The 13,403-nt window shown below is 40.2% G+C and carries 11 protein-coding genes; 3 read left to right on the forward strand and 8 right to left on the reverse strand.

The genetic code is table 11. The features are described from left to right. The first annotated feature begins 108 nt into the window (after positions 1-108). From BN1609_RS05880 to BN1609_RS05890, 3 genes are read left to right on the forward strand one after another with little or no spacing between them, the layout of a single operon-like run. On the forward strand, positions 109-1,317 hold the full coding sequence (locus BN1609_RS05880; protein WP_088840635.1) for a WYL domain-containing protein: 1,209 nt from the start codon (positions 109-111) through the stop codon (positions 1,315-1,317). Between the two features lies 1 nt (position 1,318). Continuing rightward, complete coding sequence (locus BN1609_RS05885; protein ID WP_088840636.1) at positions 1,319-2,260, forward strand: WYL domain-containing protein; 942 nt, start codon at positions 1,319-1,321, stop codon at positions 2,258-2,260. A gap of 57 nt (positions 2,261-2,317) precedes the next feature. Next, complete coding sequence (locus BN1609_RS05890) at positions 2,318-3,841, forward strand: BCCT family transporter (RefSeq protein WP_088810425.1); 1,524 nt, start codon at positions 2,318-2,320, stop codon at positions 3,839-3,841. Positions 3,842-3,876: 35 nt separating this feature from the next. On the opposite strand, the gene BN1609_RS05895 is transcribed toward BN1609_RS05890, so the two are convergent. From BN1609_RS05895 to yycF, 8 genes are all read right to left on the reverse strand, one after another. Continuing rightward, complete coding sequence (locus BN1609_RS05895) at positions 3,877-4,494, reverse strand: hypothetical protein (protein ID WP_088810426.1); 618 nt, start codon at positions 4,492-4,494, stop codon at positions 3,877-3,879. Positions 4,495-4,512: 18 nt separating this feature from the next. Then, positions 4,513-4,992, reverse strand: a complete 480-nt coding sequence (rlmH, locus tag BN1609_RS05900; protein WP_088810427.1) for a 23S rRNA (pseudouridine(1915)-N(3))-methyltransferase RlmH — start codon at positions 4,990-4,992, stop codon at positions 4,513-4,515. A gap of 619 nt (positions 4,993-5,611) precedes the next feature. Further along, a complete protein-coding gene (locus tag BN1609_RS05905) occupies positions 5,612-7,108 on the reverse strand; it encodes a S1C family serine protease (RefSeq protein WP_179946386.1) in 1,497 nt (498 codons plus the stop codon). A 135-nt stretch (positions 7,109-7,243) separates the two neighbouring features. Next, complete coding sequence (locus tag BN1609_RS05910; RefSeq protein WP_088810429.1) at positions 7,244-8,074, reverse strand: MBL fold metallo-hydrolase; 831 nt, start codon at positions 8,072-8,074, stop codon at positions 7,244-7,246. A gap of 96 nt (positions 8,075-8,170) precedes the next feature. Then, positions 8,171-9,031: a two-component system regulatory protein YycI gene (locus tag BN1609_RS05915; protein ID WP_088810430.1), complete on the reverse strand. Its 861-nt coding sequence runs from the start codon at positions 9,029-9,031 to the stop codon at positions 8,171-8,173. A gap of 2 nt (positions 9,032-9,033) precedes the next feature. Next, positions 9,034-10,344, reverse strand: a complete 1,311-nt coding sequence (locus tag BN1609_RS05920) for a YycH family regulatory protein (RefSeq protein ID WP_088810431.1) — start codon at positions 10,342-10,344, stop codon at positions 9,034-9,036. Beyond that, positions 10,341-12,167 carry a cell wall metabolism sensor histidine kinase WalK gene (gene walK / locus BN1609_RS05925; RefSeq protein ID WP_088810432.1) on the reverse strand — a complete coding sequence of 609 codons (1,827 nt, stop codon included), beginning with the start codon at positions 12,165-12,167 and terminating at the stop codon, positions 10,341-10,343. The genes BN1609_RS05920 and walK overlap by 4 nt, the downstream gene beginning before the upstream one ends. 277 nt (positions 12,168-12,444) lie before the next feature. Then, entirely contained in the window at positions 12,445-13,158 is a 714-nt protein-coding gene (yycF, locus tag BN1609_RS05930) for a response regulator YycF (protein ID WP_088810433.1), read from the reverse strand. Between the last annotated feature and the right edge of the window lie 245 nt (positions 13,159-13,403).

Genomic DNA, 13,403 nt, shown 5'->3' on the forward strand with positions numbered 1-13,403 from the left:
CTTGCACTCCTTCACTAATCGATATCTTTAGTATAGAAAAAAGTCATGATTTTATCTTTTAAAAAAAGGTGCGCAATGTTAATCTGAAAGAGAGAGGAGAAGATTTTTGTGGCAAAAGAATTCCAAGAACTAATCAAAAATATGAATACGGTGCGCACTTACGCCCGCGATTTCTACATCTATGGCTTTAAAACACGCGAAGAATTTGGGCAAAAAAGCATTCGCAGCTACGATACCGAGCGCCGACGCATTGAAAGCTACTTCCATAATTACATTGAAACGGAAGTAAGTGGCACGAAAAAAGTCGTCCGCCTTGCGATTAACACCAATTCTTTAAGCGAAAACCCTTTTTTCTCGGTATGGAAAGCAAAATCCTTTACGAAGAATGATATTTTCTTGCATTTCATGCTCATTGATGCACTCACACTCGGCGCCAAAAACTTGCAAGAAATACTCGGCATCCTTGACGCGGAAAAACTAATCGAAGAGGGCACTGTTCGAAAAAAACTATCGGAATATGTCAAATTAGGAATTTTCGAGCAAACCAAACAAAAAAAAGTGAACTATTATAAGCTTGCTGATTTTCCAAAACTTTCAAATGGATTTTTAACGGCCATTCAATTTTTCAAGGAAGTGCTGCCAATTGGGGTGCTAGGCGCGTATATTTTAAACGTGCAGCAATTTGTCCCCGCTTCGCCGTTTCAATTTAAACATTTCTATCCTGTTCATACTTTAGATGAACAAATTGCGTTTGATTTACTTGCGGCCATTCAGTCGAAAAAGTACGTTGAAATCCACCGTTTCGGTCATGAAAATGTCATTTCAAAACCATTTTTACCGATAAAACTACTAGTCAGCTCGCAAACTGGGCGGTGTTACGTCATTGGGCGAATGAAGCAAAGTCGTTTTTTCACTACTTTCCGCCTAGAACATCTTGCTTCTGTAAAGCTGTTAGGTCATTCGGAAGATTTCGATCATATCGTAGCAGAATTTGATGCATGTCAGCCGTATTTTTGGAGCAATATGACTGGGAATTGTGAGAAAGACAGATTGGCGATGCAGCTTCAAATCGATGAAAAACGCGATGAATACCTTATTGAACGGATTAAACGTGAGGGACGTTCTGGAAAACTCACGAAAATTGGGCCGCAACTTTTTGAATATGAGATTGAGCTGTTTGATTTGACGGGTATCAAACCATTTTTACGAACCTTTATCGGGCGAATTGTTAAGATGGAAGCTAGTAAACGAGGTTTCGTGCAAGCATTCTTTAAAGAAATTGACGAAATGAACGCCTTTTATGAGGAGGAAGAGTGAAATGCCCATTTTTAGCGAAATTTATGGCACGTATTATTTTATTGTCAATCAAATATTGATGCAAAATCGTCCACTTTCTGCTGATGAAATTCGGGCGATTATTCAAGATTTAGGCTACAACGAAACACTTTTCCATCTCGAACCGCAGTTATTACAGGAAGGAAATTGGGATTTGCTACATAAAAAGGAGCAAACTTTCACGCCTAAATTGCCCGCAATTCCACCTGTTTATCGTGAGCTTGAAAAACGGTTTTTGAAAACCATTTTAGAAGATGCACGCATGGCTCTATTTTTAACACCGGAAGAACAACTTGAATGGCAAAATCATTTAAAAGACGTGCCCCCATTATTTTCTTCCCAGGATATTTTTTATTTTGATCAATTCGCAGATGGCGATATGTATACAGATTCCAACTACATTCGCTGTTTTAAGGTCATCTTAGAGGCGATTCAAACGAATAAGCAAGTTTATTTGGAGTATGAGAATGCTCGGAAAAATCAGCTAACTGGGGTTTTTAGCCCACAAATTCTGGAGTTTTCTCAAAAAAATGATCGTTTTCGTCTTCATGCTAAATCTGTGCAAAATGGCACAGCCTATATTTTAAATGTGAAGCAAATTCATTCGGTCACTTTAATGGCAGAAAACGCGCGTGAGCAAACGACTCCAAAGCCTGTCACTAAAACGATTCACTGCACACTTTATAATCGGCGAAATGCCCTAGAGCGCGCTATGTTACACTTTGCAAGCTATCAAAAAACAACGAAACGGATTGATGACAAAACTTATGAGCTAGTGATTTCTTATCCTGCGCCAACTGAAAATGAACTGCTTATTCAAATTCTTTCTTTCGGTCCTATGCTCCGAGTCACTGCACCAAGCACGTTCATTAGGTTGTTAAAACAAAGATTGCAAAGACAAACTGAACTTTCTTTAGGAGATTAGGTTTTCATTCACAAAAAAGGTATAATGAATACTAAGTAGAACGAAAAGGAGGATGTTATGAAAAAAATTGGGATGGTTTTTTGGTGCTCCGTTATACTTATCCTTCTCGCCGTTTTACTCGGCGTATTTTTCCCACAAGGCTTTGAAACAGCAACAGCCAACATTCAACAATTTTTAACAAGTACGTTCGGCTGGTATTATTTGCTTGTTGTCGCCATTATCGTGGCTTTTTGTATTTTCTTAATTTTAAGCCCCATTGGCGCCATACGTTTAGGGAAACCAGGCGAAAAGCCAGAGTACAGCAATACATCATGGTTTGCCATGCTTTTTAGCGCAGGCATGGGGATTGGCCTCGTTTTTTGGGGTGCAGCAGAACCGCTTTCTCATTTTGCGGTCAGCTCACCAAGCGGCGAAACTGAAACACAAATCGCGCTACAGGAATCGCTACGCTATACTTTCTTTCACTGGGGGATTTCTGCATGGGCCATTTATGCGGTCGTAGCCCTAGCTCTTGCTTATTTTAAATTTAGGAAGAAAGCACCGGGTTTAATTAGCGCAACCCTCTACCCTATCCTAGGTCACCGGTCGTCAGGAACGATTGGGCATATCGTAGACATCATCGCCGTTTTCGCGACAGTCATTGGTGTGGCGACAACTTTAGGGCTCGGCGCCCAACAAATTAATGGCGGACTTGCGTATCTTTTCGATATTCCGATCAATTTCACCATTCAAATGATTATTATCATCATTGTGACAATCCTATTCATGATTTCCGCGGCTAGCGGTTTAAACAAAGGCATCCAGATTTTGAGTAATCTCAATCTTTATATTGCGGCTCTGCTTCTTGTGCTGACGCTCTTTTTGGGTCCGACGGTGAAGATTTTGAATGAATTTATGAATGGTTTTGGAGAGTATTTGCAAAATTTTGTGCAGATGAGTTTTCGAACGGAGCCGGGCAATCCAGCTGGCCGCGAATGGATTAACAGTTGGACGATTTTTTACTGGGCGTGGTGGATGTCCTGGTCGCCATTTGTCGGCTTTTTCATCGCCCGTATTTCCAAAGGGCGTACAATTCGCGAATTTCTAATGGGCGTCATCTTGTTACCAACAATTGTGAGCGCACTCTGGTTCGCGGTATTTGGCGGTACAGCCATTAACATTCAGCGCACGGTTGTGCCAAGCTTGCAAAAATTACCAACGGAACAAGTTTTATTCGGCGTATTAAATGAGCTGCCACTAGGCTCCATTTTATCGATTATCGCGATTATCCTCATTGCTGTTTTCTTTGTGACTTCGGCGGATTCAGCAACGTTTGTACTCGGGATTCAAACGACAAATGGCTCACTAAATCCAAGTTTCCAAATTAAATTAGTATGGGGCATTTTACAAGCCGGCATCGCAAGCACGCTTTTATTCTCTGGTGGACTGCAAGGCTTACAAAACGCAGCAATTATTGTCGCATTCCCGTTTTCGGTCATCATTATTCTCATGATGATCTCGCTCTACATTTCCCTTTCAAAAGAACAAGAGCGACTCGGTCTATTTATCCGTCCGAAAAAATCACAGCGGGATAATTTATAGCACAAAAAAACAGGGCCGATTGCCCTGTTTTTTTGTTATTTGAACATCACATACAAAATAATCGACTGATCCATCTCGCTAAGCGCCTCTTCCGCAAATAAGTCATCAACAATTCGTAGGCCTTTTTCTGAGAAACCCCAGTACTGAAGAACATAACGTTTGCCGGGCTCTATTTTTCCACCCTCAAAAGGCTCTGTAGCACTTCCTGCGTGTTCAAATTTATGGAACAACTCTGCAGATAACGGCACTTTTTTTTGTGATTCCGCCCCGTTCGCGAGGATTTTAACGCGAAGCTCTTCTGGTTTCATCATATCAAAACCAACTGCGCCCCAAACAAGTTCCCCGTTTATCGGACTTTTTTCTTCGCGCGCAATTTCTACAACTTTTTGATGGCTCACGCGCTCCGCTTTTTCATACACATCGAGGTACACTTGAACCCGCTCGCCCTCCGTATTAAAAGCAACCTTTCCGCTAGCCGCCAAAAGAAGATCTAGCGTATCAATCGATTCCTTATCTTTTTTGATTAAAGCTCCGTTTGGCACCCCCGCAATTTTATCACCTTGAAACGGCCAAAGATTCCAATACGCCAGCACGCCTAAACCCCCGCCAATAAGTAACACGCCAACAACAATCATGATGCTAATTTTTTTCATGATGCACTCCTTCATTTGTTATTTATGGTACGGCTCCCCGCGCATAATTTTAAATGCACGATAAATTTGCTCGACTAAAACTAGACGCATGAGTTGATGCGGTAGTGTCAATTTGCCAAACGAAATTTGTTCATCGGCGCGTTTTAAAACACTATCGCTTAAGCCAAGTGAGCCGCCAATGATAAACGCAATTTTACTTTTCCCATATGTCATGAGGTGATGAAGTCCGTCAGCAAAATCCTCGCTCGATTTTTGTTTGCCAGCAATTGCCAGCGCAAAAACGTATGTATCCGCAGAAATTTTTGTTAAAATTCGTTCTGCTTCTTTTTCCTTTACTTGTAACATTTCAGCTTCACTTAACATTTCTGGCGCCTTTTCATCTGGGACTTCTACAACACTTACATTCGCATATGGACCTAAACGCTTTAAGTATTCTTGAATGCCTTGCACTAAATACTTCTCTTTTAATTTTCCTACTGTAATAATTTGGATTTTCATGTATCCACCTCAAAATTGCATTTTCTCCGTTTATCATACCATAAAATTAACTGATACGTGCTTTTGACCTAAATTCGCACACAAATTTCTTTTCCACAAGAAAATGGCACTTATACACAAGTTTTATCCACAGAAAGTATCCACATATCCACAGACGCATCTATATTTTGTATAAGAACAAACATTCCCTACAAGATATACTTTTAGTGAAATTCACTATCCACAGGTTATCCACATGGTCATAATACTCGCAAAAACCTTGTGGCAGAAGCAATTTGGAATTTGTTAGCAAATGAAACTGTGGATAAATGAGCGTTTTTATAGTTGTTTTTCACAAAAAGGTATATCTTACTATGAAAGTTGGGCAAAAATGAAATTTGATTCAATTTTTTGTTCGAAAAGCAACTTTTTATACTTAAATTGTCAGTATTTTCGATTTCCCACAGCTTATTCACGGTTTACTAACAGGTTATCCACAAAAATTATCCACATATCCACAACCTCCTTCTATATTTAGTGCAAGAAAATATGTTCTCTCCTAAATATTGATTGCTTGACTTTTGGAAATCCACAACTTATCCACAAAAAAAATACGACTCCGAGGAGTCGCATTTTATATTTATTGTTTGGATGATGTAGCTGATTCTAACGTAACGTTTGTGGATTCTTTCTTACCGTCACGGTAATACTTCACGTTCATCTTTTGACCTATTTCAACATCATTGCTGTAAAGAATTTGACGCAACGTCATTGAGTTGGTTACTTTCTTACCGTTCATTTCTACAATTACATCGTATTGTTTCAAACCAGCTTTATCCGCAGCAGAGCCGCTAACGACTTGTTGAACCATTGCGCCGTAATCGACACCTTCAGGCAATTTCAGAATGTTTTGTTGTTGCTGTTCTGGAATTGTATCCACGTCGCGGAGTGTTACGCCTAGCGAAGGACGAGTTACTTCACCTTTTGTTTCAAGTTGTTCGATAATAGGTTCAACTGTGTTAATCGGAATCGCAAATCCAATTCCCTCTACATTTTCTGTGGAAATCTTCATGGAATTAATACCAATCACTTGGCCTTCTAAGTTAATTAAAGCTCCACCACTGTTACCTGGGTTGATAGCTGCATCAGTTTGAATAACTTCTGCTTCCCAGTCTTCTTGACCATCACCATTTGTATCCACTGGAACAGCACGATTTAAGCCGGAAATAATCCCTTCTGTAACGGAACCGGAGAATTCAGTACCTAGTGGGCTACCAATTGCGATGGCAGTTTCTCCGACTTTAAGGGAATCTGAATTGCCGAATTCAGCTATGGTGCTCACATTTTCATCGCTGATTTCTAGTACTGCAAGGTCGTTCCATTCGTCAGTTCCGATTAACTTGGCGGATGATTTTTTCCCACTAGAGAAAGTCACTTCAAGTTTATTGGCGCCTTCGACTACATGATTATTCGTCACAACATATGCTTTGCCGTTTGATTTTTTGTAAACAACGCCTGAGCCAGAAGAGGCTTCCTCCTCAGAAGTTGTGGAACCGTCAAGTGAACTTGTTGCTTGATAGTTTAAAACACTTACAACAGCGTCTTGTACTTTCTCGACTGCTTTTGTAATGTTGGTTGTATTTTCATACGAAACTTTTTCTACTTTTCCCGTGTTTGAACTTGATCCAGATGACGAATCGTTTGAGGAATCACCTAAGCCGCTAACGGCGAAAAAGATAATCAGACCGCCTACTAGAACGCCAATTAGGCCTGTTAGGAAATAACCTAAAAAGTGCTTACCACCGTTTTTCTTTGGTGGCTCACTACCGCCGCCGTCATCGCCACTTGAACGTGTTGGGGGAACAGGTGGTACTGGGGGAACTGTGTTGTTTTTTTCAGAAGTATCGGAGGCTTCTTCAAAAAAAGCGTTCGTCATGCTTGCTTCGGCTTGTTCACGCGTCGCCCCCGCGAAAACTTGCCCTTCGTCTGTTACACCTTCCGAAATCGGCTCAGAAACTGGTTCTTGTCTGTGCGGACTATGTAACGTTTCTTCTGTTTTTTGTTCCTTTGTTGTTTCTGGCGATTGATTCGCATCATCGCTTACTGTTTTGTCAAACTCATTTTTCTCGTTTTCCAAAATTAACCATCCCTTTCCGCATAAAAATTCATCTATAGACTTATCTTACAAGAGAATTATGAAAAATTCATGAAATTACTTTAAATTTTTAAGAAAAAAGAGACGTACTCATTCGCTTTACGTCCCTTCTCAGCTTTACAATGTGAAAATGCTCGTCGGAATTTCTGGATCTGTGTCAAATAATTCTATCTGATTTCCGACCACAATGCCTTCACTTGCAAGCGTTTGTGTCACACTCATTCTAGCTAAATCTTTCATATTGTTATCCTTGCTTAAATGTCCAAGATAAATTCGCTTTGTTTGATCGCCAATGACTTCACTCATCGCGATTCCTGCATCTTCGTTTGAAACGTGCCCTTCATCGCCTAAAATTCGACGCTTCACATTCCACGGATAACGCCCCATACGAAGCATTTCGACATCATGATTACTTTCAAATAAATAGGCATCAGCATTTTTGATATGCCCCTTCATTCGGTCGCTCACATAGCCCGTGTCCGTAATCATAACAAACTTTTTATTCCCGTTATGAAATATGTAAAACATGGGCTCAGCCGCATCATGCGAGACTCCAAATGATTCTACTTGCAAGTGCCCAAAACTTTTTACAGTTTCCATATCAAATTGAAATTTTTGATCCGAGCTTACCTCGCCAATCATATTATCCATTGCACGCCAAGTTTTCTCATTTGCGTAAATAGGGAGTTTATATTTTCTCGCCAAAACACCTAAACCTTTAATATGGTCCGAGTGCTCATGCGTAATTAAAATTGCGTCCACTTCGCTAATATCCCGGTCAATTTGTTTAAAAAGACCTTCCATTTTCTTACCGCTTAAACCACAATCGACTAATATTTTTTGGTCGTCTGTTTCAATAAGTGTGGCATTGCCAGAACTCCCACTTGCGAGAATACTAAACTTTAATTGCGCCGCACCAGTTCCTGCTAAAAGTTGACTCTTCATCATTACATTCGTACCCCCTGACATATCCTTATTTTAACCTTATTTTTTACAAAAGAAAACAAAAATCAACCCGAATGTGGATTGATTTTTGTTTTACGCCTAGTTGCCCATCATTGTTTCTGGCGACATTTGGATTGATTCGCTCATGGATGTTTCTTCTGGGTTTTGCGCGCGCGATTCATTTAAATTGATAACTTGTTCATCTTTGGCATTGATTAAAAAGTACGTCGTCGTATCTTTATGTTTTACCTCAAAACACCAGACTGGGAAATAAACATCGCCGCTCGATAATTGGACCGTTGTATAGTAGCCAAACGTTGCTTTCACAATGTCGCTATCCGTTTTTAAGTCGCCATGTTGATAAATCGCTTCTAAGGCATCCATCGAAGACATTAAATTGGTTTTTTCTTGCAAATCATCTTGTTTTCCAAGATACGTTTGCGTGTATGATACTGCCTCGTCGGCATTATTCAATTTAAAAGTAATTTGCCCGCCGCTATCAAAGAGGACCATATCTCCTTTTATCACTTGATTGTAGATTAGCTTATTTTCCTCTTTATCATATTTCCAAAATTTATAGGACGAACCTTTGTACACCTTTTCTTTGACAAAACTGGCAAGTTCAGGTGTTTCTTTGTCCTTATCAGCAGGAATCGGTGTTTTTAATGTAGACGAAATTTCACTGGCATTATTCACAAGAAAAACATTTTGATCTTTTAAGCTCGCAACGTCCTTCGCAGAAAACGCGTCTTGGGTAGCTGTGAAAATTTCCCCCATAACCGGTTTTGAAGACAGTTTTGGATAGCTGATGTTATCTGTTTTTAAATGGTCTTGAAGCGTGTCGTTTCCAAGTTTATCAGGATCATTGGTTGCTTGTTTATTTAAAAACATCACCACAAGGAAAATATCGAGTAATAGGAAGGCGATAATAAAAATAATTTCTGTTTTTCTCCAATCCAACTTTACTCACTCTCCTTCATATCAGAAACGAACCATTGCCCGTTGTATTTGAATATCCATGTCGGTCTTAGTTCTACAATTCGGTTAAGTCCTTTATCTTCTACCCATGACATTTCATAACCGAGTGTAATCATTTGCAATGAGCGAATATCAATATTAGGATTGCTTTCCAAATTCTTGTAGACAGATAGTGAAGATGGTAGCGTCACTTCTTCGCTTTCGCGCGGAATTGGATAGTCTAATTTAAAGAATGGTCGGCTATATTTATATACTGCCTCTTGTCCTTCCGTGACATAAATTTGCGACATACCTGCTGAATTTAAAACTTGCAAATTGTTCACGAATAAACCGAAGTTTACCGTTCCAGACTGGGCATAGTAGCCAGTATAATAATAGTTGTCCGTCCAGCCTGCATGTTCATTAATAAAGTTAAAACTATCTTGAATGCGGCTATCTCGTTTCGAAATTGTTTCAGTATTTGTTGTTACTTCTTGTGCTGGATTAATATATTCCAACACCTTATTCGTTGTATCCAGCACGATTTTGCTTGAGCCATTTGTATAAGAATTATCTTCATTTTTAACAGAACCAACATCTTGGAACAGCGCCTTCGTAAACAAATTGATATCCATTGAATCGATAATATATTTTTCACTGCTCATTTTTATTCGTTCGTTTGAAAGGAAGATGGAATGCTTGCTCGGTCTTACTTCTGGGACTTCATTAAATACGTCTTCCTTGTTTGCTTCTTCAACAATATTTCGAACGCTCTCGATATCCTTTTCTTGAAGAGAACTTTGGTAAATCGTATCTTCATAATCATTTGTAAAATAAACGGTATATAAGCCGGTGTCCGTTTTATTTGTGTCAAAAATAATCCGATTGAAAGAAGCATTATCAAGCTTCTTACCTTCAACTTGGAAGACTTGCGCAAAAATCGAAAATGGAATGTTATTTGGGTAAATAAGCTCAATCGCTCCGTTTTGGTGAATAATACGGTCGTACTCCTCACTCCGTTTTTTCCCCGAAAGAACGACTTCTGAAAAACTAAAGTTGCGCCCATCTGCGGCTAGCTCGTTCACATAAGTGCCATTGTTCGTTTGAAAATGTGTGTCGTTTTTATTGACTTGAATCATCATCGGTTTAAAAACTTGGGCAGCGGTTTTCTGCTTATCAATTGTTGTTTTTTCCACTTCTTTCACATCAATCGTTTCGTAATCTGGCTGGCCTTTCCAAATAAAATAGCTGAGCACGATACTAAAAATAACGAGTACGGTGAGGATAGCGCCTCTTAAATATGCATTTGTCTTCATTCCCAATCATCCTCCGGCAAATCGCTATATGGCAAGGTGAACTTGACTGTCGTACCTTTGCGCTTATTACTTTCAGCCCAAATACGACCACCATGCGCCTCAATTACTTCGCGCGCAATAGCCAGTCCTAGCCCTGTTCCTCCCATTTCTCTCGATCTCGCTTTATCCACCCGGAAGAACCTATCAAACACTTTGTCTAAATCAGCTTCCGGAATTCCAAGTCCCTCATCGCTAATACTTACTTCGATTTTATCGTCCATTTTTTTCAAGAAAAAGGAGATTTGACCGCCGTCCGGTGAATATTTATTCGCATTGGAAATAATATTGTCCAGCACTTGCATCACTTTATCTTCATCAATTTCAATGATAACTGGCACGCGCGGAATATAGCGTTTAAATTTAATCGATTCTTTTTTCATCATTTCAAAACGATCGATAATATGATTAAAGAAGTCCGTAAAATTCACAAAACTTTTATCCAGATGTTCTCTGCCGCCGTCCATACGCGACAATTTCAAAAGGTCATTGACAAGGCGAATCATTCGCTCTGTTTCATTTTGCGTCACTTCAAGGAAATGCGGCGCGACCTCCTTATCCTCCCACGCCCCGTCACTAAGTGCTTCGAGATAACTATGCATACTGGTTAAAGGCGTGCGAAGTTCGTGTGACACGTTTGATACGAAGTCGCGACGTTCTTGGTCAACTTTCTCTTGATCTGTAATGTCATGTAAAACCGCAATTACACCATTTACAAATCCTGTTTCACGTTGAATGACTGATAAATTGGCGCGGAGAACATAGCGTTCTGCTGTACTACGGTCCATCGTAAGCGGCTCGGTCATATCCATCAAATCTTCAAAAGCATACTCATCTTGAATGCCGAGGACTTCTGTAAGTGGCTGTCCATTTGCGGTTTCATGGGCAACGCGAAGCATTTTTTCCGCTGGTGAGTTAATTAAAATGACTTTGCCGCGGCGATCAGTTGCGATAACCCCGTCTGTCATATACGAAAGTACGGAAGACAATTTGCGTCTTTCCCCTTCGGTCATGGCTTGGGCTTCCTGAACCCGTTTTGTCAGCGAGTTAAAGCTTTGCGCAAGCTCACCAATTTCATCAAGTCCGTATACTTTTACTTTCCGAGTATAATTCCCTCTCGCCATAGCGTAAGCTTGTCGTTTCATATCAATAATCGGCTTCGTTATCGTCCGCGACAAGAGCACCCCGAGAACAGCCGTTATGACCATCGCAATCAGCGTACCGGTAATAAAAATGTTCGTAATCGAGTCCACCTGCGAGTAGACGGACTCAATATTCGCGACAAGATAAATAGCCCCAATCACCGTATTTTTATTTTTGATTGGAGAAACCGTGACCCAAACACGTTTATTGTCGTTTGACTCGTCCATATAAATTTTTTCTTCTGAAGTGCCAAGCGACAGAGCTCTTTTGACTAAAGGCGTGGTTGATTTTTGGCCTACAATCCCCTGATTGTCCATGTTGGACGTCCCGAGAATTTTGCCACGCTCATCAACAATGCGCACCTCGAGCAAACTCGAATTGTTGCGCGCATAATCGACCAAAAGTTCACGAATATCCGTCTGCATCTGCGCACTATTATCGCCGTTCTTTAAAATCTCCTCCCGCACGTTATAATCCAGTAATGTCATACTATTTTTGATAGAATCTTGAAAGTTCTTTTCAAGCTGCCCCTCTAGTTCGCGCACGAAATAAGCGCCAATGACTTGCATAGCAACTAAAATAAGCAACAAGTAAATCATCACCAACCGGAATTGCACCGACTGGAAAAACTTCATTTTATGCATAAAACACGTCTACTCCTGTTCAGGGTTAAATTGATGTTTCTATCTATGGCAAATCGCAATTTAGTTTCTTCTTAATTCTTGTATTATACCATAATTCACGCTTACAAAAAAACACATCATTTATTAGTAAAATAAATGACGTGCTTCGTACAATTATCTATATTTTGATTCCCATATCAATTTCTTTATAAGTTTGTAAATCCCGTAAAATATTGCAGTAGCCATTCAAATAGCGCCATCACTATACCTACAAGATTCATTTAAAATGCCTCTGCTGCTACTCCTGCTCTGGGTTTCGCAAATAATAGCCCACGCCGCGGCGAGTAACGAGCCATGCTGGGTGGCTTGGATTGTCTTCGATTTTTTCACGCAGACGTCTTACGGTTACGTCAACTGTACGGACATCGCCGAAATAATCATAGCCCCAAACAGTTTGAAGCAAATGTTCGCGCGTCATAACTTGGCCCATATGTTTCGCTAAATAGTGAAGAAGTTCAAATTCGCGGTGCGTTAACTCGATGGTTTCGCCGCGTTTAGATGCCACGTATGCGTCTGGATGAATGACGAGGGAGCCAATTTCGATTTCGCTATTTTCTTCTTCTTCAGCGGATTGCGAGCTAATTTGGCTATGACGGCGCAAATTCGCTTTAACCCGTGCGATAAGTTCACGATTACTAAACGGTTTCGTCACGTAGTCGTCGGCGCCTAGCTCGAGGCCGAGCACTTTATCGATTTCGGAATCTTTTGCGGTAACCATGATGATGGGCATATCGTATTTTTTGCGCACTTCACGACAAACTTCAATGCCATCGCGGCCCGGAAGCATGATGTCGAGCAAAATTAAATCTGGTTGTACTTCCTCAACAAGCTCAATAGCTTCGTCTCCGTCATAGGCACAATATACATCGAAACCTTCTTTATTTAAATTAAATTTAACAATGTCTGCAATTGGTTTTTCGTCATCTACTACTAAAATTTTCTTTTCTGCCATTTTTCAAACAGTCCTCCCATAATTGGATTTTTCCGGTTCTGCCGGCATTCTCCTAAAAATTGTTTATCATTAAGACTGTGGTGCGGAAGTCCTTCTCCCTGGACGCTTCCGACGGCGTCTTTAGCTTGTTCACTTCTATACAAATAGAAGACCATAATTTTATTATAGCACAGTTCGAAAATTATCTGAATTATTACAGCTAGCATAGTCCATTTTAAATATGAAGATTTTTCCCGTAACAAAAA

It is taken from the genome of Listeria sp. ILCC797 (assembly GCF_900186185.1).
GTDB lineage: Bacteria > Bacillota > Bacilli > Lactobacillales > Listeriaceae > Listeria > Listeria goaensis.